The sequence below is a fragment of the Agrobacterium tumefaciens genome (assembly GCA_025560025.1).
In the GTDB taxonomy this organism is placed as follows: Bacteria; Pseudomonadota; Alphaproteobacteria; order Rhizobiales; family Rhizobiaceae; genus Agrobacterium.
On sequence record CP048485.1, the window covers coordinates 974007 to 996413 of the forward strand.

Below are 22407 nucleotides of genomic sequence, written 5' to 3' on the forward strand. Positions count from 1 at the left end.
CCGCAGAGATTGGGACCGGTCTTTGAAAAGACCGATCTTGCAAGGTGAGATCAGGGAGACGAAATGGCAAAGGCCGAGGCTGACAAGGGTGCGGCTCCTTCCGTCCGGGAAAAGACCGCCCGGCCGTTTTCCGCTTTCGAGCGCATGGTGGCCTGGCGTTATCTGCGGTCACGGCGCAAGGAAGCGTTCATTTCCGTCATCGCCGGCTTCTCCTTTGTCGGCATCATGCTGGGTGTTGCGACGCTGATCATCGTCATGGCTGTGATGAACGGTTTCCGCACGGAGCTGATTTCGCGCATTCTTGGCATTAACGGCCACATGATCGTTCAGCCGATCGACCAGCCCTTCAATAATTATGATGAGCTGGCGAAGAAGTTCGCTGCCGTTCCGGGTGTCACCATGGCCTTGCCGCTGGTGGAAGGCCAGACCCTGGCCTCCGGTCGCGGCGGTGCAGGCTCCGGCGCGCTGGTGCGCGGTGTGCGTCAGGACGATATCGACAAGATCAAGGAAGTCTCCACCAACATCAAGACCGGCGACCTCGTTGGCTTCATGGCGGGAGACGGGGTTCTGGTGGGCTCGCGGCTCGCCGCCCAGCTTGGCGTGACGGCGGGCGACGACATCACCCTCATTTCGCCGGAAGGCGATGTGACGCCGATGGGTGTCAATCCACGCGTCAAATCCTACAAAATATCAGGTGTCTTCGAGATCGGCATGTCGGAATATGACGCCTCGATGATCTATATGCCCTTGTCGGAAGCCCAGCTTTATTTCAATGCCGACGGTATCGTGCAGTCCATCGAGCTTTATGTCAGCCGTCCCGACGATGTCGACGGAATCCGGCCTCTCGTGGAACAGGCCGCCGAACGGCAGATCTATATCACCGACTGGAGACAGCGAAACCAGACCTTCTTCTCCGCCCTGCAGGTGGAAAGAAACGTCATGTTCATGATCCTCACCCTCATCGTTCTGGTGGCGGCGCTCAACATCATTTCCGGCCTCATCATGCTGGTGAAGGACAAGGGTAGCGATATCGCCATTCTCCGCACCATGGGCGCCAGTTCCGGCGCCGTCATGCGCATCTTCTTCATGACCGGGGCGGCCATCGGCACGGTCGGCACCTTCGCCGGCGTGGCGCTCGGCGTCATCGTCTGCCTCAACGTGGAATCCATCCGGCAATTCTTCTCCTGGATATCAGGCACGGTATTGTTCGATCCGCAGCTCTATTTCCTGAGCCAGCTGCCGGCTGAAATGGATTTGAGCGAGACCATCACCGTCGTCATCATGGCGCTGACGCTTTCTTTCCTGGCAACGATCTTTCCGGCATGGCGGGCTTCCAAGCTCGATCCGGTGCAGGCCCTGCGTTACGAATAAGGACCGCTTCGCAATATGGCAAAAAAAACAGTGCTGCGGCTTACCGGCGTGGAACGGACTTACGGTCAGGGTGAAACGTCGCTTTCCATCCTGCGCAAGGCCGATTTTGAATTGAAGAGCGGTGAGATGGTGGCGCTCGTCGCCCCTTCGGGCACGGGTAAGTCTACGCTGCTGCATCTGGCAGGGCTTCTGGAACATCCCGATGCCGGCGAGGTCTTCATCAACGGTGCGCCCTGCAATGGGCTGGGCGACGAAACCCGCACGGCGATCCGTCGCAGCGATATCGGTTTCGTCTACCAGTTCCATCACCTGCTGCCGGAATTTTCAGCGGTGGAGAATGTGATGATGCCACAGCTCATCGCCGGTCTGACGCAGGCTGAGGCCCGCAAACGTGCCAGCGCGTTGCTCGACTATATGCGCGTCGGTCATCGCGGCGAACACCGCCCGGCCGAACTGTCCGGCGGTGAACAGCAGCGCGTGGCCATTGCGCGCGCAGTTGCCAATGCGCCGCTCCTGCTGCTCGCCGACGAGCCGACCGGCAACCTCGACCCGGAAACCGCGCATTATGTGTTCGATGCGCTGGAGGCGCTGGTGCGCCAGTCCGGTCTTGCAGCACTGATCGCCACCCATAATCACGAGCTCGCCAACCGCATGGATCGCCGTGTGACACTCGCCGACGGAAAGATCGTCGATTTCTGATCGTGACTGCACAGGGCGACCATTGTGACGCCCTGTCCGAACCGGTGAGTCTCCTCACCTGCGTCTCCCAGACGGCCGCTTACCCTTCCACAATTGAATTTTTCCGAACCCGGAGGCGTTTTTTTTGCCTCCGGGTTTTTCGCTTTGGAGTCAGGGACTTGCCGACGACGTCGACGGAACCCCGGCTGATTCTGTTGCGTTAGCAAGGGGAACATCAGCAGAACCCTGTTGACAATCGAACAAAATGAGAACAAAGTTGGAACATAACGAGTAAGGAGAGACCAATGACTGATTTCATCCGTGACGTTGCCGCTTTCGCTTCCATCGCTGTCTTTGTTGCCAGCTTTTCGGTGATCCTCACCGCGCTGTGAAGGACGCACCGGCGCAGAAGCCTGTATAGAGGCCGCAAGGCTGTGGACTTTGAGCGCCGGAAATCGGAAAATCGCCCCCTCGATTCAGAATGACAGGACGACGATATGGGCGATACGGTTGTGCGTGGAGAAACCTCTGGCGGAACGCTGAAAACCCCTGGTTTTGTCCATTTGCGGGTACATTCCGCCTACTCCCTGCTTGAGGGGGCCTTGCCCCTCAAGAAAATCATGTCCAAGGCCGTTGCTGACGGCCAGCCGGCCATCGCCATTACCGACACCAACAATCTTTTCGTTGCGCTGGAGTTTTCCGAAAAGGCGCGCGATGAGGGCCTGCAGCCGATCATCGGCTGTCAGGTGTCGATTGACATGCAGGATGCGGCGGATGATCGCCGCAACCATAATAGCCACCTCACGAAGCTTCCCGCCATCGTGCTTCTGGCTGCCAATGCCGAAGGATACGAGCGGCTGGTGGATCTGATCAGCCGCGCCTATCTGGACGGTGAGGGCAGCGGTGGCCATTCCGTGCATATTACCCGTGCGTGGCTGGAGGAAGCCTCCAATGCCGGGCTGATCGCGTTGACGGGTGCCTCCAGCGGCCCCGTTGATATGGCCCTGAAGGAAGGGCATGCATCCCAGGCAAAAGAACGCCTGCTGACGCTGAAGTCGCTCTTCGGTGACAGTCTCTACATCGAATTGCAGCGCCAGTCCGGTTACGACCGCGCCCATGAGCGGCGGCTGATCGGACTTGCCTATGAACATGATATTCCGCTGGTTGCCACCAATGAGGCGTTTTTCCCTTCAAAGGCCGATTACGAGGCCCATGATGCGTTGATGGCGGTGGCGCACAATGCCATCGTTTCCGATGACAGCCGGTTTCGCCTGACCCCCGATCACTATCTGAAAAGCCGCGATGAGATGACGGCGTTGTTTGCCGACCTTCCCGAGGCGCTGGAAAACACCATCGAGATCGCCCTGCGCTGCTCCTATGTGCTGAAGAAGCGCGGACCGATCCTGCCGCGCTTTACCGGTGCCAGCGACGACCCCGAGGCGGCGGAACGGGCCGAATCCGACGAGCTGCGCCGGCAGGCGGTCGAAGGGCTGGATCAGCGCCTTTCAGCGCTCGGCATGGCTGAGGGCTATACCGAACAGGATTATCGCGAAAGGCTTGATTTCGAGCTCGGCGTTATCGAGCGCATGCGGTTTCCCGGCTACTTCCTCATCGTTGCCGACTTCATCAAATGGGCCAAGCAGCAGGATATTCCGGTGGGTCCCGGTCGCGGTTCGGGCGCGGGATCGCTTGTCGCCTATGCGCTGACCATCACCGATGTTGACCCCCTGCGCTTCTCGCTGCTGTTCGAACGCTTCCTGAACCCCGAACGCGTGTCGATGCCCGACTTCGATATCGACTTCTGCCAGGATCGCCGCGAAGAGGTGATCCGTTACGTGCAGCGCAAATATGGCCGCGAGCAGGTGGCGCAGATCATCACCTTCGGTTCGCTGCAGGCGCGCGCGGCCTTGCGTGACGTCGGCCGCGTGCTGGAAATGCCCTATGGGCAGGTGGACAAGATCTGCAAGCTGGTGCCCAACAACCCGGCCAATCCGACGCCGCTGTCGAAAGCGATCGAGGAGGAGCCGCGCCTGCAGGAGGAGGCCGACAAGGAGCCGGTCGTCGCCCGTCTGCTGGATATAGCCCAGAAGATCGAGGGGCTTTACCGCCACGCTTCCACCCATGCCGCCGGTATCGTCATCGGCGACCGGCCGCTGTCGAAGCTGGTGCCGATGTATCGCGATCCGCGCTCGGACATGCCGGTCACCCAGTTCAACATGAAATGGGTCGAAAGCGCCGGCCTCGTCAAATTCGACTTCCTCGGTCTGAAGACGCTGACGGTGCTGAAGGTGGCCGTCGATTTCGTTGCCAAGCGTGGCATCAAGGTCGATCTTGCCGCCATTCCGCTGGATGACGCCAAAACCTACGAGATGCTCTCGCGCGGCGAAACCATCGGCGTGTTCCAGGTGGAAAGTGCCGGCATGCGCAAGGCGCTGATCGGCATGCGCCCGGACTGCATCGAGGATATCATCGCGCTGGTGGCGCTTTATCGTCCGGGACCGATGGAAAACATCCCGGTCTATAATGCCCGCAAACATGGCGAGGAGGAGCTGGAGTCCATCCACCCCACCATCGACCATCTGCTCAAGGAAACGCAGGGCGTTATCGTCTACCAGGAACAGGTGATGCAGATCGCCCAGGTTCTGTCAGGTTACTCGCTTGGCGAGGCCGATCTTCTGCGCCGCGCCATGGGTAAGAAGATCAAGGAGGAGATGGACAAGCAGCGCGAACGTTTCGTCGATGGCGCCATCAAGAACGGCGTGTCGAAGCCGCAGGCCGATACCATCTTCGACCTCCTGGCGAAGTTCGCCAATTACGGCTTCAACAAGAGCCATGCCGCAGCCTACGCCATCGTGTCCTACCAGACCGCCTATATGAAGGCGCATTATCCGGTGGAGTTCCTGGCGGCCTCCATGACGCTCGATATGGCCAACACGGAAAAGCTCAACGATTTCCGCCAGGATGCCGGCCGCCTTGGCATCGAGGTCGTCGCACCTTCGGTGCAGACCTCCTTCCGGCAATTCGAGACGGGCGAAAACCGCATCTATTATTCGCTGGCCGCCATCAAGGGCGTGGGTGAGGGGGCGGTGGAGCACATCGTCTCCGTACGCGATGGCAAGCCGTTTACCAGCCTTGAGGATTTCTGCCTGCGCATCGACCCCAAGCAGATCAACCGGCGTGTGCTGGAAAGCCTTATCAATGCCGGGGGTTTTGATTGTTTCGGCCGCGACCGCGCGGAATTGATCGGCGGGCTGGACCGGATCATCGGTTATTCGCAGCGCGCTCAGGAAAGCCGTGTCACCGGCCAGTCGGACATGTTTGGCTCCGGCGGCGCGAATGGGCCGGAAAAGCTCGTGCTGCCCGCCTTCCAGCCCTGGCTTGCCTCGGAAAAACTGCTGCGCGAATATCAGGTGCTCGGTTTTTACCTGACCGCCCACCCGCTCGATACCTATCGCCCTGTGCTGGAGAAATTGCGGGTGCAGAATTTCGCCGATTTTTCAGCGGCGGTGAAACAGGGGGCGACCGCCGGGCGTCTGGCCGGGACGGTGACCGGCAAGCAGGAGCGCAAGACCCGCACCGGCAACAAGATGGGCATCGTCACTTTTTCGGATGCATCAGGCCAATATGAGGCGGTGCTGTTTTCGGAAGGGCTCGGCCAGTTCCGCGATCTGCTCGAGGTCGGCAAATCGCTGGTCATCACCGTGCAGGCGGAAGAGCGTCCGGAAGGTATCGGCCTTCGCATCCAGACGGCGCAATCGCTGGAGGAGAAATCAGTGCAGATGCAGAAGGCCTTGCGCGTTTACGTGCGCGATTCCGGCCCGCTGAAAACCGTGGCACGCCACCTCAACACCAAGGGTGACGGCTCGGTCTATTTCATCGTCATCAAGGATGAGGGCAGCCGCGAGATCGAGGTGGAGCTGACGGAGAAATACCGCATCTCGCCGGAGATCGCCGCCGCGCTGCGGTCTGCACCCGGTGTCGTCGATGTGGAACTGGTGTGAGGCTCAAGCCTCACTCATCACTCATACCGGTCCTTCTTTCGTCACGGTGATGAAGTCCGTTCCGGCGCCTGTCTCCATCTGGTGACTGAGATCGGAAACCGTGATCGAGCTGCCGCTTGTGAGCTCCTGCTCGATCCGGCTGCGTATCTCCGTGGGAATTTCGAGACGGCTAAGCACGGCGCTCAACTGATCGAAACCGCCCGGCGCTTCGGTAACGGAGATGCCGAGCCGCTTGCGGGCCGCCGCCGGTAGGTGGTTTTCCAGCGTCACGCCGTTCCATTCGGCGGTGCCTTTTGCACGGTCCACGGAAACGGCTTCGAAAAAGTGGGTTCCGAGCGCCACCTCCGGATCCCTGATATCGATCGCGGCCTCGAACAGTGGCTTGAAATCCTGCCGCACCATGATCTGGCCGGTCGGGGGATGGTCTTCCCCGGCGGAAGCGTAGAGCGCTGCCACAAAAGCGTCGGTCAGAAGCGGCCCCGTGGTTTTCAGCCCTTTCCAGCGCTTGAAACCGTTGATGGCGCTGATCGTCATTTCTCCGGCATAACCGTCCGCAGAACCGGCATCGAAGCCGAGGCGGGTCAGCACGGTCTGAATATCCATCATCTTTTCCCGTTCGCCGCGCCGCGTAATGAGAATGCGCAGGGGAGAGGATTCCCTAGCCTTTGCGGTGGGTTTAAGGGAATTCGTCTTTTCATTGACGGCAACCTCGACCGTGCCCAAAGCGGCATCGAAGGTCGCCGGGCGCAGCTCGACGTCGGACAGAAGCAGCTTGCCGTCATCGCCATCGTCGCGCGGCTCAAACAGCGCCGGATGCTGCACGAAGCGCAGCGAGACCGGCCGGTCGGTGATGATGACATGCACGCCGCGCTGGGTATCTCCGAAGAGTGACTTTGCGAATTTGGAGGGCAGGCGCACGCAACCATGCGAGGCCGGATAATTCGGCACCTTGCCTTCATGGAGTGCTATTCCCGACCATGTCAGCCGCTGCATGAAAGGCATCGGTGCGGCGGAGTAAATATTCGATTCGTGGTATTTGCGCTTTTCCAGGATAGAAAATATGCCGCTCGGGGTCTCGTGACCGGCCTTGCCGGTGGAGACTTTAGATGTGGCGATGATCTCGCCATTTTCATAAAGCGCCAGCGACTGATCGTTTTTCGAAACGAGGATTTGCAGCGACCTGCTGTCGGCGGCAAGTGCTGGAAAGGCAAGAATGCTGGCCGACAGCATGCCGGTCAGAAGACTGAGGCGAAGGGACATGACGCAATACACCACATGTACAAAACTTCCCTCACTCAACCATGTGAAGTTTAATGAAGTTTAAGGGTGGGGCAGCTGCAACATCACTAATTTGTGTAAAATCTAAAATAAGTAGGCCCGGCGAGGGACGGCGCTTGCGCAGCTCCCGCATATCGGACCCCGGGCTGTTATTTGCGTGTGCCGAATGTATAGCCGGTCTCGACACTGCCCTTGCCGAATTTGTCGCGCAGCTTGTCCATGGCCGCTTCCGCCGCCGCTCGCCGCCCAGCCTGCCTGTCGACGAGATCGGGAGGATCGGCAAGGTCCGCATCGCGCAGATCGCTGACGCCGATGCCGAGCAGACGGAATTTGGTGCCGTCGGTTTCCTTTTCCAGCATTGAGAGGCCGGTGCGGAATATCCGGTCGGCAAGCTGGGTCGGGTCATCAAGTTTGCGGTTGCGGGTGCGGATCTTGAAGTCGGACGTTTTCATTTTCAACACCACCGTCTGGCCGGCAATGCCGTTCTTCTTCAGTCGCCAGGCCACTTTTTCGGAAAGCGAGCGCAGGATCGGGACGAGATCGTCGTGGCGGGAAATATCGTTGAAGAAAGTAGTTTCGGAAGAAACGCTTTTGACCGGGTCGTTGTCGTGCACATGCCGCTCGTCGATGCCGCGCGAAAGCCGGAAGAGCCTTTGTCCCATCACTCCGTAACGGCGCATTAGATCGCCTTCCTCCATCTCCTGCAGCTGGCCCACCAGCCGGATGCCATCCGCCTCCAGCGTTGCTGCAAATGCCTTGCCGACACCCCAGATTGTCGTCACCGGCCGCGTTGCGAGAAAGGAAAGCGCCTCCGCTTCCCCGATCACCGAAAAACCACGGGGTTTTTTGAGGTCGGATGCGACCTTGGCCAGAAACTTGCAGTAGGACAGCCCGGCCGACACGGTCACGCCGACCTCTTTTTCCACCCGCTTTGCAAATTTTGCCAGCACGCGGGCCGGTGGATCGTGGTGAAGTCTCTCTGTTCCGGAAAGGTCGAGAAACGCTTCGTCTATGGAAAGCGGCTGCACAAGCGGCGTCAATTCCTGCATCATGGCCCTGATTTCGCGCCCGACACGGCTGTATTTTTCCATATCGGGCTTGATGACCACCGCATCCGGGCAGGCTTCCAGCGCCTTGAACATCGGCATGGCGGAACGCACACCCTGAATACGCGCAATGTAGCAGGCGGTGGAAACCACACCGCGCTTTCCACCGCCAACGATGACCGGCTTGTCGGCAAGCTCGGGATTGTCGCGTTTCTCGACGGAGGCGTAAAAGGCGTCGCAATCGATATGGGCGATACTGAGATCATAGAGTTCGTCATGATAGACGAGGCGCGGACTGCCGCAGCTACGGCAACGCCTCAGCGCCGCTGGCTGGCCGGCCAGACAGTCTCGGCAAAAACCGGGATCATAGTGGTGCGACGTAAGCATGAACCGAAAACAAAACCAGAACGTCGCCGACCATACTCCGGTGGTGACTTTGGCTCAAGTGGCTGGCCTGTCAATACACGCCCGAATCCAGCCCCGGCCCGGAAAAATGGTGCCAGGCGGCGGCCACTGTTTCGGGAGATGTATCCGTCGCGGCGCAGAAGGCCATGAGATCGGGCTCGTGGCTCATCAGAAAGTCGGTGAGGCCCGCCAGAAAGCCGGGATCGTTGACGGCCTGGCGCAGCATGTTGGCCTGCAATCCGCTCAGCGCCAGAAAACGCGCCAGCATGTCCGGCTCGTTTGCCAGCCAGCCAAGTATGGCGGCCGCCGTTTCTTGCGGATCTTTGTCGCCATTGCCTTTGTTTTTCGTATCGCGCAGCATTTCTTCCCCGAAGTTACCTATTTTGAAACCAAATCCCTCTAGCCTTGCGCAACAAATGGACGATGGAATCGGTTCTCTGACAACTTATATGTCTGGGTGAAGGTTTCAAAGTGAAACGGGGACTGCTCACCATGCCCAAGCAGGTCATGATAGTCGAAGACAACGAGCTGAACATGAAGCTCTTTCGCGACCTGATCGAGGCGTCTGGCTATACGACGATCCAGACCCGCAACGGCATGGAAGCGCTGGACCTTGCCCGCAAGCACCGCCCGGACCTCATTCTCATGGATATTCAGCTACCGGAAGTGTCGGGGCTGGAAGTGACGAAATGGCTGAAGGAGGATGACGAGCTGCATGTCATTCCAGTCATCGCCGTCACGGCGTTTGCCATGAAGGGTGATGAGGAGCGCATTCGTCAGGGCGGATGTGAGGCCTATGTGTCGAAACCGATCTCCGTTCCGAAATTCATCGAAATCATCAAGACCTATCTTGGCGATGCATAAGGCGACTGGGGAACTGTTATGACGGCGAGAGTTCTGGTTGTTGACGACATACCCGCAAACGTCAAGCTTCTCGAGGCGCGGCTGCTGGCGGAGTATTTCGACGTCGTGACTGCCGAAGATGGCTTCAAGGCACTGGCGATCTGCGATGAGGAACAGGTCGATATCATTCTGCTCGACATCATGATGCCGGGCATGGATGGGTTCGAGGTTTGCGAGCGCCTGAAGGCCAACCCCAAAACGGCGCATATTCCCGTTGTCATGGTCACCGCGCTGGATCAGCCGTCCGACCGCGTGCGCGGCCTGAAGGCCGGCGCCGACGATTTTCTGACCAAGCCGGTCAACGACCTCCAGCTGATTGCCCGTGTTAAAAGCCTGGTGCGCCTCAAAGCCGTCAGCGACGAGTTGCGGGCGCGCGCCGAAACGGCAAGGCAGATCGGCATCGAAGAGATGCTGCGCAGCGACGGCCTCATGCAGACGCCCGGTCGCGTTCTTGTGGCGGATGGCCGTGCCAGCTCGCAGGAGCGCATCATACGGGCGTTGAAGCCGGTCGCCGAGGTCGATGCCGTCACCGAGCCGCAGGCGGCGCTGCTGAAGGCGGCGAGCAACCCCTTCGAACTTGTCATCGTCAACTCCAATTTCGAAGATTACGATCCGCTGCGACTGTGCTCACAGCTCCGCTCGCTGGAGCGCACCCGTTTCCTGCCGCTGCTCCTGGTGGCGGAGCAGGGGGCGGACGATGTGGTGGCGCGGGCGCTCGATCTCGGCGTGAATGACTATATTCTCCGCCCGATCGATCCGAACGAGCTTGTCGCCCGCTCGCTCACGCAGATCAGGCGCAAGCGCTATAACGAGCATCTGCGGCTCAATCTCCAGCACACGATGGAACTTGCCATCGTCGACGGGCTGACCGGCCTCAACAATCGCCGTTATCTCGACAATCATCTCAAGATACTTTTCGACCGTGCCGCCGTCCGTGGTCGACCGATTTCCATTTGCATGACCGACATAGACCGTTTCAAGCTGGTCAACGATACCTATGGCCACGATGTCGGTGACGAAGTCCTGCGGGAATTTGCGACGCGTATTCGCAGCACGGTGCGCGGCGCCGATCTTGCCTGCCGTTATGGCGGGGAAGAATTTGTGGTTGTCATGCCGGATACGCCAATCGAGCTTGCAGCAAGCGTTGCCGAGCGCCTGCGGGCAATCGTTGAGGACAAGCCCTTTTATGTGCGCTCCATCGACCGCGAACTGAGCATTACCGCGTCGCTCGGCATTGCCACCAGCAACGCCGCCTTCGGCACGCCGGACGAGCTTCTGAAACATGCCGACAGGGCTCTCTACGAGGCGAAACACGCCGGGCGCAACCGGGTCGTCGCGGCCGCCGCCTGAACATTCCGGACATGTGAGACGGAAAATCTTGTCGTCTCTTTTGTGTTTGACGCTGGAGATGGCAGCCAGCGAATTCAACAGGCTGCTCCGCACACCCCAAATCCCTGACCTTGCCCGTATTTTATCTTCTTGCAATGAAGGGGTGAAATTCAGCGGGATTAATAGAGTTCAAGTTGAAAAATACATTGAATTCAATCTGCCGGGAAACTATAGTGTGCCAGCGTTGTATATTTAACCATGTTTTCTAGGTGATGTATCGCTGGCTTAAGAATTTCTTGATTTTTATTTTACTTCTGCGCAAACTCCCTGATGAGAGTAACAGTTCTTCCGGCGGTTTTTCCGTCTTGTGATGGTGGGATAATGGCGGCCGACACCGCCATGATTTCGCTCGTCAGGGGCTGGTATTGCGTAGTTCGAATGCCCCATGATGCTCAGGTCCGCCGCATCTCCTGAATCGTGGGGTCGGTCGGCTGACGATGTCCGAATCGGTTCCTCGTGCCGTAATCACATCGTTGGCCGACCGCCTTACTCCCGAAATCCGGCTATGCGCTATTCCTGCCCTGAAATTTTCGCCGAAGAGCGTCGGTAATGCATGGCAACAACGCCGTTGCTGAGCGGCTTCGCCGAAACCAGTTCGAGCTTTCGCGTGCTCCGTAAGCCGCTCTCATACAGGGTGGGGCCATGGCCGACGATCCTAGGGTGAACGAGGAACTTGTATTCGTCAATCAAATCAAGCCGATCCAGCTCGGCTGCGAGCTTGCCGCTGCCCAGAAGCACGCCTGCCGGGGTCGCATCCTTGAGGTTCTTCACGCCTGTCCGCAGATCACCGGTGATGTGGTGGCTATTATTCCATGGGAAGTCGTTTCGCGTTGAGGACACCACGTATTTTGGCTTGGCATCCAGCTTAACCGCCCAGTCACGCATCGGCGGCGGCACGTCCGCTTCGCCGCGAGCGACCGCCGGCCAGTAGCTCTCCATCATCTCGTAGGTGACGCGGCCCCACAGCATCGCTCCGCTCTCGTCCATGAGGCGAGTGAAGAAGGCGTGTGTCTCGTCGTCGGCGATACCTTCCTGATGGTCGATACAGCCGTCCAAGGTCACGTTGATGCTGAAGGTCAGTCGTCCCATGCAACAAGCATACAATCTTGCGATACCGTCGTCACGTGGTTCAGCTGTGGGTGTTGCGGGCAGCGGAACAACCACTCTGGTGTCAGTCACGGCGATACGTTTCAGATCGTTCCTGCGGCGTGATTGAGTGCTTGTGTTCGTTCGCACACCACGCCCCGCAAGGCGGTGCGAGCGATTGGATTCTTGTCTGCGGTTAAAGTTACTTCGGCTCTGAGTCGCGCCAGGTCGGTGCCATCAGAAAGTCGGCGGAGATGCCCGATCCCCGCACAAACAAAAAACGCGCCCGTTGGGCGCGCTTTTGTCGGAGAACCCGATCAAGAATTACTTGATCTTGGTTTCCTTGAATTCGACGTGCTTGCGTACAACCGGGTCGTACTTCGTCTTCGTCATCTTGTCCGTGAACGTACGGCTGTTCTTGGTGGTGACGTAGAAGGTACCGGTGTCGGCTGTCGACAGCAGCTTGATCTTGATTGTTGTAGCTTTCGCCATGGTCGTCCTGCCTTTAAACAAAAGAGAAGCCGCAGGCGCTTCTCACCTCGGCTAAATCTGGCGCGAAACTACGTATCGCGCCTGAAAAGTCAAGTCTGTTTTGCCCGGAAAACAAAACGGAAGCCATAAAGCACCACGTAAAGCCCGAAAAATACGGCAAGCGCCCAGGCGAAACCATCGGTGCCTGCGACATCCATGGAAATGCCGACGGCCTGGGGGCCGGCAATGGTGCCCATGGCGTAACAGAAGATGAAGGCGGCGTTGGCGGCAACCAGATCGGCGCCCTTGAGGCGCGATCCCAGGTGCGTAAGGCCGACGGTATACATGCCGGAGACAAGGCCGCCCCAGAACAGCAGCAGGGCCGCCACGAGGATCCAGCTATCCACCAGCACGGGCAGCGCCAGCGTGCCGCAGACGCCCGCAAAGGCCATCAGCGCGAGCATGGTGCGCCGATCCTTCATCCGGTCCGATAACAGGCCGATCGGTATCTGGAAGACCATGTTGCCGATGCCCATCACGGTCAGCAGAAGCGCTGCCTGCGATTCGTTGAAGCCCTCACGCGTCGCATAGATGGGAAACAGCGACAGGCCGCCCGCCTGCACCGAACCGAACACGAAAGCCGCAGCCGAAGCCATCGGCACCAGCCAGACGTAGCGAACGAAATGGTGGTTGGGCCGCTCATCCAGCTCCGGGCTTTCGCCGCGGGCCATGAAGATGGGAATCGCCGCCAGAAGAATGATTGCCGCCCCGACGATAAAGGGCAGGATACCCTCGCTGCCGACAACGGAGAACAGCAATGGACCGACAGCGAAACCAACCGCAAGCCCCGTGGCATAGATGCCGAGAACCATGCCGCGTTTTTTGGGCGGTGCGGTCATGTTGATCCAGTATTCGGACAGGATGAACAGTGTGGTGGTTGCGCCATGGAAGACGATTCGCAGCGGAAACCACATCCAGAAGGCATCGGCGAAATAAAAACAGAGCGCACTCAGCGCCGAAACGACGACTGCAAACAGCATCGTCCGCGCCACGCCGAAATCATGGGCGATCTTGGTCGTCACCGGCGCTGCCATCATCGCCGCGACGCCGGCCATGGCCGAGTTGACGCCGATCATGGTGGAGGAGATGCCACGCTTCTCAAGGATGATCGACAGGAGCGGCAGGCCAAGACCGATGGCGACACCGACCGCACTGATGGCGGAAATCGCGGCGATCAGTGAGGGCCAGTGAATGGCATCCGCTTCGCATTTCATCTGTGACATAACGGCCTTTATACAAACTCTTGAATGAATCGGCCGTGGCGCGTGAAATAGAGCCGCGCGGGGCTGTCAAAGGGCAGTGAGGGATCACCTATCATGAGTTTTGTGACATCTTCGAGAACCGTACGCGTGATTTTCGGCATGTTCAGACCGGAAAGGTCATTCATGTCAAGCCATTGCACATTGTGCAGCTCGTCGGAGTCCCGGGTTAGCCGGGTATCCAGCCGCAATTCGTCGGCATAGCAGCAAAAAAATCGGGTGTCGTAACGCCTGATATTGCCGGGCGGGGTAATGGCGCGCGCCACATACCGGAAACAGGAAAGGTCCGGGCCGTCTGCGGCAAGCCCGATATCCACGCCGGTTTCCTCGACAAGTTCACGTGCGGCTGCGAGCGCCAGCGCTCTCGCCCCGGCAATGCTCAGGCGGCGCGCGGCGGAAGCGGTGAGGCTGTTGAGGACGGCGGGATGAAGGTCGCCGGAGAAGGGCAGGGCGTGGTCACGCGGGTCGCGTTTGCCGCCGGGAAACACGTAAGCACCTGGCATGAAGACGTGGGCATTGCTGCGCTGGCCCATCAGTACCCGCATCGCAGGCCCGGACCGGTCGAACAGGATGATGGAAGCGGCATCGCGCGGACGCATCGGCGTGCTCGCCGCTCCGGTGCTCATGGGACGCTGGGGCACGTGCAAGTTTCCGCCGGTCGTCAGTGGGAGGAACCGTCTATCTGCGCCTTTGGCTGCTTTCCGTCAAAGCCGTGCATCTTGAGCGCCCATTGCAGCCCGATGACGCCGCCCTTGATCGGTTGCAGCGTCAAGAGTGCGGCCAGAATGGTGATTGGCACCCAGATGGCGAAATGCACCCACATGGGTACGGAAAAGACCATATCCGTCATCATGAAGCCGCCGACGGCGATGTGGCCGATGATGACGATGGAGATGTAAGGCGGCAAATCATCGGAACGATGGTGGTGCATTTCGGCGCCGCAGGCGGCGCAATTGTCCACCGGCTTCAGAAAGGCACGAAACAGGCGGCCGCCGCCGCAGGCGGGGCAGCGGTTCGCCATACCGCGCATGATGGAACGTCCAAGCGGCCGCTCCGCGCTGTTGTCGCCGAAGGTGACCGTTTCCGAGCTCTGATGTGCACTCATCCTGAAGTCCTTCTCCCGTTTCCTTAACCGCCTGTCGCGGTCTTGTTATTGCAGCCGTCCTAATGTCGCCTTCTGGGCGGCCGTGTTCCGGGCTTTGCGGCAGGACGCGATGTCCGCCGGCCCGCCTTGTGGAACGACCGCGTACCGACCGGCATCTTGCGCCCCGGGCTCAGCATATCGAAACGCAGCGCACCCGCCAGTGGCACGGCTTCCGCAAGCCGCACCTGAACCGTGTCACCAAGCTGATAACCGAGACCCGTCTTTTCCCCTGTCAGGGCCTGATGGGCCTCATCGTAGAGGAAATAATCGGTTCCGAGTGTAGATATAGGAACAAATCCGTCCGCGCCAAACTGCGGAAGCGCGACAAAAAGTCCCGCCTTGGTGACACCGGAAACACGGCCCTCGAATTCTTCACCCACCCGTTCGGAAAGATGATGCGCGATCAGCCGGTTGATGGTGTCGCGCTCGGCAGCCATGGCGCGGCGCTCGAATGTCGAGATTTCGGCGGCGATGTCGTCCAGCGTCGCCTCTTCCTGCGGTGTGATACCGCCTTCGCCGAGGCCCAGAGAACCCACCAGCGCGCGATGCACGATGAGGTCGGCATAACGGCGGATCGGCGAGGTGAAATGGGCATATTTCATCAGGTTGAGGCCGAAATGGCCGATGTTTTCCGGGCTGTAGATCGCCTGGCTCTGGCTGCGCAGCACCATCTCGTTGACCATGATCTGGTGCGGCGTATCAATGGCGCGCGCCAGAATGCCGTTGAAGGAATTGGCGCGCATGGCCGCCCCCTTTGCCATGGATATGCCGATGGTGCCGAGGAATTCGCGCAGCACCTCCTGCTTGGAGAGCGTGGGTGCATCGTGGACGCGATAGACCAGCGGCTGCTTCTTCTTTTCCAGCGTCTCGGCGGCGGCGACATTCGCCTGGATCATCATTTCCTCGATCAGCTTATGCGCATCGAGACGTTCGGGAATGACGACCTTGTCCACCGTGCCATCGGGCCTGAGCTGAATCTTGCGCTCCGGCATGTCGAGTTCCAGCGGCTGGCGGCGGTCGCGGCCGCGCTTCATCACCTCGTATGCATGCCACAATGGCTTCAGGATCGGCTCCAGCAGCGTCCCGGTCTTGTCGTCGGGGCGGCCGTCGATCGCGGCCTGCGCCTGCTGGTAGGAGAGCTTGGCAGCGCTCTTCATCATGATGCGATGGAAGGTGTGGCCCGCCTTGCGGCCTTCCTTCGAGAAGGTCATACGCACGGCGAGGGCAGGGCGGTCGACGCCTTCCTTCAGCGAACAGAGATCGTTGGAGATACGCTCCGGCAGCATCGGCACGACACGGTCAGGGAAATAGACCGAGTTGCCGCGCTTCAGCGCCTCGCGGTCGAGCGGTGCGCCTGATCGCACATACCAGGACACATCGGCAATGGCGACCGTGACGATGACGCCATCAGGATTGTCGGGCGAGGTATCCGGTTCGGCATAGACCGCGTCGTCATGATCCTTGGCGTCAGCCGGATCGATGGTGATGAGCGGCAGGTCGCGCCAGTCCTCACGGTGCGACATGGTTGCGGGCTTTGCAGCATCCGCTTCGGCCAGAACATTCGAGGGGAAGATGTGCGGAATGCCGTGGGCATGGATCGCGATCATCGAGATCGCCTTTTCCGAGGCGACCGAGCCGATGACCGAGAGGACTTTCGCCCGCGTCAGGCCGTAACGGCCGCTATTGCGCGAGGTTTCCACCTCGATCAGATCGCCGTCCTTGGCGTCGCCGACACCATCCGGGTCGATCACCATCTCCTCGCCACGCCGGTCGATCGGCATCAGCCGTCCGCCGCCGCCTTCCGTTTGCTTGAACACGCCAAGCAGCGCGTTCTGGCGACGGTCGATCAGCTTTACGACGCGCGCCGTATAGGCCGGGCCGACGCTTTCCTTGGAGGGGAAGATCTTTGCCAGAATACGGTCGCCGAGACCGGCAGCCGGGGCTTTCTTGCCGCGATCCTGCGAGGACTGGCGGATGAGCACGGCAGGTGCCGCGCCCATATCTTCCGGCCATTCCGCCGGCCGGCCGATCAATTCGCCGTCCTTGTCGCGGGTGGTGATGTCGAGAACCGTAACCGGTGGCAGGCCGCCCGGCCGCGTCAGCGACTTGCGGCTCTTGTGCACCATGCCATCGACTTCGAGTTCCTTCAGCAGCGCTTTCAGAACGATGCGGTTTTCACCTTTCAGCCCGAAAGCTTTGGCGATTTCGCGCTTGGAAGCCTGCTGCGGATGGTCGGCGATGAATTTCAGCAGCACCTCGCGGGAAGGCACCTCGCCATGGATGATGCCTTCACCTTCGCTCACACGCTTGCCGCGTCCGGTGCGTCCAAAGCCGTCGCTGGCGGAACCCTGTCTCTGACGCGGCGTCTTGCTCACTCTGCTGCCTTCTTGGGTTTGGCTGCAGCCTTCGGCTTGGCGGCCGTCTTGCTCTTGGTTGCTGCCTTGGCTTTCGTCGCCTTCGGTTTTGCCGCGGCGTCACCATCGGCCTTCTTGGCGGCAGGTTTCTTGGCCTTGGCAGGCTTGCCGCCGGTGCCGGTCTTGGCAATGCGCTCGGCAATCAGCACCAGAGACTCGTCCAGCGTCACCGAGGCCGGATCCTGACCCTTTGGAATGGTGGCGTTGACCTTGCCCCAGTTGACGTAAGCGCCATAACGCCCGTCACGCACGGTGATCGGGCCGCCATCGGGGTGGTCGCCCAGTTCCTTCAGCGCTGCCGGCGTGCCGCTGCGGCCGCGTCCCGGTCCCTTGCTCTGCTTTTCGGCAATGACGGTGACGGCGCGGTTGAGACCGATCGAGAACACGTCCTCGATACTTTCAAGGTTCGCATAGGAACCGTCATGCAGAAGGAACGGTCCATAGCGGCCAAGCCCGGCTGATATCATCTTGCCGGTTTCCGGATGTTTGCCGATATCGCGCGGCAGGTTGATGAGCGCCAGCGCCTTCTCGTGGTCAATATCCTCAGGCTTCCAGCCCTTGGGCAGCGAAGAACGCTTGGCTTCCTTGCCGTCGCCGCGCTGGATATAGGGTCCGAAGCGGCCGGAGCGCAGCGTCAACTCTTCACCGGTCATCGGATCGGCGCCGAGCGCCTTCGGCTCGTTCGAGGCCGCAGCTTCGGCTTCCGAACCGTCAGAGGTGAGCTGGCGGGTGTAGTTGCATTCCGGATAGTTGGAGCAACCGACGAAAGCGCCGTATTTGCCGAGCTTCAGCGAGAGATTGCCGGTGCCGCAAACCTGACAGATGCGCGGATCCGAACCATCCTCACGCTTGGGGAACACCAGCGGTGCCAGAACCTCGTTCAGCGCATCCAGCACGTTGGTGACGCGCAATTCCTTGGTATCTTCGATCTGCGCGAAGAAATCCTTCCAGAAATCGCGCAGCACCTGCTTCCAGTCCAACTCACCAGCGGAAATCCGGTCGAGCTTTTCTTCGAGAGCGGCGGTGAAGTCGTATTCGACATATTTGGAGAAGAAGCTTTCAAGGAAAGCCGTCACCAGCCGTCCGCGTGAATGCGGGATCAGCTTGCGCTTGTCGACGATGATATATTCACGGTCGCTCAGCGTCTTCAGCGTTGCCGCATAGGTGGAAGGGCGGCCGATGCCGAGTTCTTCCATCTTCTTGATGAGTGAGGCTTCCGAATAACGCGGCGGCGGTTCGGTGAAGTGCTGGCTGGCATTGATCTTCTGCTTGGCGAGGTTCTCGCGCTCATTGATCTGCGGCAGGCGGCCTTCGTCGTCACCGTCGTCGCTCTGTTCGCCGTCTTCCTTCTGGTCGGTATAGGCGGCGATGAAACCGTCAAAACGGATCACCGAGCCGACGGCACGGAGACCGGCCTTCTCGCCGTTCTTGTCCGCAAGAATTTCCACCGTGGTGCGCTCGATTTCAGCGGACGCCATCTGGCTGGCGATACCGCGCTTCCAGATCAGGTCGTAAAGACGCAGTTGATCGGCATCGAGATAACGCTTCAGCTGATCCGGCGTGCGGTTGAAATCGGTCGGGCGGATCGCCTCATGCGCTTCCTGGGCGTTCTTGGCCTTGGTGGAATAGAAACGCGCCTTTTCCGGCACATAGCGATCGCCGAATTGCTCGCCAATGGCCTGGCGGGCAGCATCGATGGCTTCCGGTGCCATCTGCACGCCGTCAGTACGCATATAGGTGATAAGGCCGACGGTTTCTCCGCCGATGTCGATACCTTCATAAAGCTTCTGTGCTACCTGCATCGTCCGCGAGGCACCAAAGCCCATACGCGAAGACGCCGCCTGCTGCAAAGTCGAGGTGGTGAAGGGCGGGCCGGGATTGCGCTTGACGGGTTTTGCCTCGACGGAATCGACCACATAGGTCGCGCCTTCCAGCAACACCTTCAGCCGGTTCGCTTCCTCACCGGTCTTGATCCCGCGGCTCTGCAGCCGCTTGCCATCCGCGGATACCAGCTTGGCCTCGAACTCGTCACCGCGCGGTGTCTTCAGAAGCGCGCTGATGTTCCAGTATTCCTCGGAGACGAAACGTTCGATCTCGGATTCGCGATCGCAGACGAGGCGCAGCGCAACCGACTGCACGCGGCCGGCGGAGCGCGCGCCGGGCAGCTTGCGCCACAATACCGGAGACAAGTTGAAACCGACGAGATAATCCAGCGCGCGGCGGGCGAGATAGGCGTCGACCAGCGGCACGTCGATGTCGCGCGGGTTCGCCATGGCGTCCAGCACCGCCTTTTTGGTGATGGCGTTGAAGACCACTCGCTTCACCGGCTTGTCGCCGAGAACGCGCTTCTTCTTCAAAAGATCGAGAACGTGCCAGGAAATGGCTTCACCTTCGCGATCCGGGTCGGTTGCGAGAATGAGGCCATCGGAGGCTTTTACCGCATCGGCAATATCCTTCATGCGCTTGGCGGATGCGCTGTCGACTTCCCAGGACATTTCGAAATCCTGGTCGGGCAGCACCGATCCGTCCTTGGCAGGAAGGTCTCTGACATGGCCAAAGGATGCAAGAACCTTATAGCCCGAGCCAAGATACTTGTTGATCGTCTTGGCTTTGGCAGGAGATTCTACGACGACGACATTCATATTGTTTTTCTCTGGAACTGGTCCGTTAACGTGGCCCGATTGCAGCGCAATGCCGCAATTCGCCTTCTTTATAATTCGACATGGACAGGTAATGCCCCCGGGTCAAGAGGCAAGCCCGATTTTATCGCTCCAAGGTGATTGCAACCTATGGATAATCTATTGTTGTATTGCAATCTTTGGTAAATTGGTTATGATACCCAACATCATTTGAATCTACTTAATGCTTTTCGTTTCAGGCGGAATTTCCAGGATAAATATATGGTCCCGAACGCGACAGACAATAATGCCGATAATGATGGGACCCGGGAGAACTTGGCTTACATTCGCCAGATGCTGGCGGAACTGCGGCAGGTCGCCAGCCGCGAGGGTGCCGACATGCTGTGTTACCTGATCGAGATGGCCTATGTCGAAGTCGGCGACATCCAGAGCGGACGACGCAAGCTCTCAATCCGCGAGGAGCGAAACCCGACCCCCGGCATGCCGGTTTAACCGCCCGGCTATATCGAGCTCCAGCAGCACCAGATGAACGGTGGCAGCGGGAAAACCCGTGTGGCGGATAATATCGTCCGTATCCACGGGCGAGGGACCGAGAGCGGCGGCGATGATGTTACGCTCGTCGTCCCCTGGTGGTGACATCTCCATGTCGGATCTCGGTTCCTCGATTTTCCGCTCATAGGGCAATTGCGGTTCCATCAGCGGCCGCAGCGCCTCGAGAATATCTGAAGCGCCCGTCGTCAGCATCGCACCTTCCTTGATCAGCCGGTTGGTGCCTTCGCAGCGTGCATCGAGCGGGGAACCGGGCACGGCAAAAACGAGCCGGCCCGCTTCGCCGGCAAGCCGCGCCGTAATCAGCGAGCCGGAGCGCTCCGCCGCTTCCACGATGACGACGCCGAGGGAGACGCCGGCGATCAGCCGGTTGCGGCGGGGGAAATCCCGCGCGCGCGGTTCCCAGCCGAACGGCATTTCGCTGATCGTCGTGCCGCCCTGATCATATATCTCCTGCAAAAGCCCGAAATTTTCCTGCGGATAGGGACGGTCAAGGCCGCCCGCCAGCATGGCCACGGTACCGGTTGCAAGGCTTGCCCGGTGTGCGGCCGCGTCTATGCCGCGCGCCAGGCCGGAAGCGATCGTATAACCGGCTCTGCCGCAGTCGCGCGCGAGCATCGCGGCGAATTTCGCGCCGTTGATGGAGGCGTTGCGCGAGCCGACAATACCGATGCATGGTTTTGTTGCGGTGGATGCCGATCCTTTCATGGCGATCAGCGGCGGCGCGCCGTCCAGATGCCGCAGGGCGGAGGGGTAATCCGGCTCGCCGATGCCGACGAAACGCGCCCCGAATTTTTCCGCGGTCTCGATTTCGCCTTCCGCTTCCGCCTGAGTGGCAATGCGGGGGCTGCGCAATGAACCGCCGCGCCTTGAAAGTTCCGGCAGGGCGTCGAGCGCCTTTTCGGCGCTGCCAAAATGATTGATGAGTTCGCGGAAGGTGACTGGGCCGATATTGTCGCTGCGGATCAGCCGCAGCCACGCGACCCGCTGCCGGGAAGAAAGCTCTATGCCCTGCCGTGTCGTTTCCTCATGCGGCATGACATATCCTTAAGACTGGCCTTAGCCCTTTTGTCCGATCCGGCTTTCGGTGCCGGCCAGAAGCCGTGCGATATTTTCGCGGTGCTTCCACCAGGAAATCACGCTCAGCAGCGTTACCAGCAGTGCCGTCTTCTCAGGTCCGAGCACCCAGAGGGCCACGGGAATGATCAGCATGGCCAAAAGCGCCGACAGAGACGAGTAACGGGTGATGAAGGCGGTTGCGAGCCAGATGAGCGCAAAGGCCAGCATCATCAGGGGGGCGGCCCCCAAAAGCACGCCGATATAGGTCGCCACACCCTTGCCGCCCTTGAAGCCGAGCCACACCGGAAACAGGTGGCCGAGGAAGGCGAAGAAACCGGCGACCAGCGACGCTTCGTAACCCCAGAGCGCATTGGCGACCAGCACCGCCGCCGTGCCCTTCAGCGCGTCGAGCAGCAGGGTTGCGGCGGCGAGCTTCTTGTTGCCGGTGCGCAGCACATTGGTTGCGCCAATATTGCCGGAGCCGATCTTGCGCACGTCGCCCAGTCCCGCCATGCGGGTGAGGATGAGGCCGAAGGGTATCGAGCCGAACAGGTAACCGATAAGCGCCGCCAGCGCGAGAAGGGCAGGCGCCGTCTGCCAGTCAGTCAAAGCACTCATTCAAACGTCCCCTCTGTCGCGCTGGCCGCGTGATCTC

At 59.9% G+C, this 22407-nt stretch carries 18 protein-coding genes; 6 read left to right on the plus strand and 12 right to left on the minus strand.

Features of this window, described 5'->3' with window-relative positions:
* Window positions 1-63: 63 nt before the first annotated feature.
* From FY152_04825 to dnaE, 3 genes are all read left to right on the plus strand, one after another.
* On the plus strand, window positions 64-1371 hold the full coding sequence (locus FY152_04825; GenBank protein UXS31449.1) for a lipoprotein-releasing ABC transporter permease subunit: 1308 nt from the start codon (window positions 64-66) through the stop codon (window positions 1369-1371).
* A gap of 15 nt (window positions 1372-1386) precedes the next feature.
* Window positions 1387-2070 carry an ABC transporter ATP-binding protein gene (locus FY152_04830; protein ID UXS31450.1) on the plus strand — a complete coding sequence of 228 codons (684 nt, stop codon included), beginning with the start codon at window positions 1387-1389 and terminating at the stop codon, window positions 2068-2070.
* A gap of 476 nt (window positions 2071-2546) precedes the next feature.
* Window positions 2547-6050 (plus strand): DNA polymerase III subunit alpha, encoded by a 3504-nt coding sequence (gene dnaE, locus FY152_04835; protein ID UXS31451.1) that lies wholly within the window; start codon window positions 2547-2549, stop codon window positions 6048-6050.
* A gap of 21 nt (window positions 6051-6071) precedes the next feature.
* On the opposite strand, the gene FY152_04840 is transcribed toward dnaE, so the two are convergent.
* The 3 genes from FY152_04840 to FY152_04850 form a co-directional block, all read right to left on the minus strand.
* Entirely contained in the window at window positions 6072-7310 is a 1239-nt protein-coding gene (locus tag FY152_04840) for a L,D-transpeptidase family protein (protein UXS31452.1), read from the minus strand.
* A gap of 167 nt (window positions 7311-7477) precedes the next feature.
* A complete protein-coding gene (locus FY152_04845) occupies window positions 7478-8761 on the minus strand; it encodes a DNA polymerase IV (GenBank protein UXS31453.1) in 1284 nt (427 codons plus the stop codon).
* Between the two features lie 70 nt (window positions 8762-8831).
* On the minus strand, window positions 8832-9140 hold the full coding sequence (locus FY152_04850) for a DUF3572 domain-containing protein (protein ID UXS31454.1): 309 nt from the start codon (window positions 9138-9140) through the stop codon (window positions 8832-8834).
* 131 nt (window positions 9141-9271) lie between these two features.
* Here FY152_04850 and FY152_04855 point away from each other — a divergent pair, with 131 nt between their 5' ends.
* A complete protein-coding gene (locus FY152_04855) occupies window positions 9272-9643 on the plus strand; it encodes a response regulator (protein ID UXS31455.1) in 372 nt (123 codons plus the stop codon).
* 18 nt (window positions 9644-9661) lie between these two features.
* Window positions 9662-11032 (plus strand): PleD family two-component system response regulator, encoded by a 1371-nt coding sequence (locus FY152_04860; protein UXS31456.1) that lies wholly within the window; start codon window positions 9662-9664, stop codon window positions 11030-11032.
* Between the two features lie 549 nt (window positions 11033-11581).
* Here FY152_04860 and FY152_04865 read toward each other — a convergent pair.
* The 7 genes from FY152_04865 to topA form a co-directional block, all read right to left on the minus strand.
* Window positions 11582-12160, minus strand: a complete 579-nt coding sequence (locus FY152_04865) for a deaminase (GenBank protein ID UXS31457.1) — start codon at window positions 12158-12160, stop codon at window positions 11582-11584.
* A gap of 321 nt (window positions 12161-12481) precedes the next feature.
* Entirely contained in the window at window positions 12482-12649 is a 168-nt protein-coding gene (gene rpmG / locus FY152_04870; GenBank protein UXS31458.1) for a 50S ribosomal protein L33, read from the minus strand.
* Window positions 12650-12738: 89 nt separating this feature from the next.
* Window positions 12739-13902: an MFS transporter gene (locus tag FY152_04875; GenBank protein UXS33207.1), complete on the minus strand. Its 1164-nt coding sequence runs from the start codon at window positions 13900-13902 to the stop codon at window positions 12739-12741.
* A gap of 17 nt (window positions 13903-13919) precedes the next feature.
* Complete coding sequence (locus FY152_04880) at window positions 13920-14546, minus strand: NUDIX hydrolase (GenBank protein UXS33208.1); 627 nt, start codon at window positions 14544-14546, stop codon at window positions 13920-13922.
* Window positions 14547-14608: 62 nt separating this feature from the next.
* Window positions 14609-15052 (minus strand): DUF983 domain-containing protein, encoded by a 444-nt coding sequence (locus FY152_04885; GenBank protein ID UXS31459.1) that lies wholly within the window; start codon window positions 15050-15052, stop codon window positions 14609-14611.
* Between the two features lie 59 nt (window positions 15053-15111).
* Complete coding sequence (gene rnr / locus FY152_04890) at window positions 15112-17466, minus strand: ribonuclease R (protein ID UXS31460.1); 2355 nt, start codon at window positions 17464-17466, stop codon at window positions 15112-15114.
* Window positions 17463-20147, minus strand: a complete 2685-nt coding sequence (topA, locus tag FY152_04895) for a type I DNA topoisomerase (GenBank protein UXS31461.1) — start codon at window positions 20145-20147, stop codon at window positions 17463-17465. Before topA ends, rnr begins: the two co-directional genes overlap by 4 nt.
* Window positions 20148-20405: 258 nt before the next feature.
* On the opposite strand from topA, the gene FY152_04900 reads away from it, so the two are divergent.
* Entirely contained in the window at window positions 20406-20636 is a 231-nt protein-coding gene (locus FY152_04900) for a hypothetical protein (GenBank protein UXS31462.1), read from the plus strand.
* On the opposite strand, the gene dprA is transcribed toward FY152_04900, so the two are convergent.
* A complete protein-coding gene (gene dprA, locus FY152_04905; protein ID UXS31463.1) occupies window positions 20592-21731 on the minus strand; it encodes a DNA-protecting protein DprA in 1140 nt (379 codons plus the stop codon). The genes FY152_04900 and dprA overlap by 45 nt on opposite strands.
* Before the next feature lie 21 nt (window positions 21732-21752).
* Complete coding sequence (plsY, locus tag FY152_04910; GenBank protein ID UXS31464.1) at window positions 21753-22370, minus strand: glycerol-3-phosphate 1-O-acyltransferase PlsY; 618 nt, start codon at window positions 22368-22370, stop codon at window positions 21753-21755.
* Window positions 22371-22407 lie beyond the last annotated feature (37 nt).

Coding starts and splice junctions, on each gene's coding strand:
- FY152_04825 (UXS31449.1), top strand. CDS start 64: ATGGCAAAGGCCGAGGCTGACAAGGGTGCGGCTCCTTCCGTCCGGGAA.
- FY152_04830 (UXS31450.1), top strand. CDS start 1,387: ATGGCAAAAAAAACAGTGCTGCGGCTTACCGGCGTGGAACGGACTTAC.
- dnaE (UXS31451.1), top strand. CDS start 2,547: ATGGGCGATACGGTTGTGCGTGGAGAAACCTCTGGCGGAACGCTGAAA.
- FY152_04840 (UXS31452.1), bottom strand. CDS start 7,310: ATGTCCCTTCGCCTCAGTCTTCTGACCGGCATGCTGTCGGCCAGCATT.
- FY152_04845 (UXS31453.1), bottom strand. CDS start 8,761: ATGCTTACGTCGCACCACTATGATCCCGGTTTTTGCCGAGACTGTCTG.
- FY152_04850 (UXS31454.1), bottom strand. CDS start 9,140: ATGCTGCGCGATACGAAAAACAAAGGCAATGGCGACAAAGATCCGCAA.
- FY152_04855 (UXS31455.1), top strand. CDS start 9,272: ATGCCCAAGCAGGTCATGATAGTCGAAGACAACGAGCTGAACATGAAG.
- FY152_04860 (UXS31456.1), top strand. CDS start 9,662: ATGACGGCGAGAGTTCTGGTTGTTGACGACATACCCGCAAACGTCAAG.
- FY152_04865 (UXS31457.1), bottom strand. CDS start 12,160: ATGGGACGACTGACCTTCAGCATCAACGTGACCTTGGACGGCTGTATC.
- rpmG (UXS31458.1), bottom strand. CDS start 12,649: ATGGCGAAAGCTACAACAATCAAGATCAAGCTGCTGTCGACAGCCGAC.
- FY152_04875 (UXS33207.1), bottom strand. CDS start 13,902: ATGAAATGCGAAGCGGATGCCATTCACTGGCCCTCACTGATCGCCGCG.
- FY152_04880 (UXS33208.1), bottom strand. CDS start 14,546: ATGCGTCCGCGCGATGCCGCTTCCATCATCCTGTTCGACCGGTCCGGG.
- FY152_04885 (UXS31459.1), bottom strand. CDS start 15,052: ATGAGTGCACATCAGAGCTCGGAAACGGTCACCTTCGGCGACAACAGC.
- topA (UXS31461.1), bottom strand. CDS start 20,147: ATGAATGTCGTCGTCGTAGAATCTCCTGCCAAAGCCAAGACGATCAAC.
- FY152_04900 (UXS31462.1), top strand. CDS start 20,406: ATGGTCCCGAACGCGACAGACAATAATGCCGATAATGATGGGACCCGG.
- dprA (UXS31463.1), bottom strand. CDS start 21,731: ATGCCGCATGAGGAAACGACACGGCAGGGCATAGAGCTTTCTTCCCGG.
- plsY (UXS31464.1), bottom strand. CDS start 22,370: ATGAGTGCTTTGACTGACTGGCAGACGGCGCCTGCCCTTCTCGCGCTG.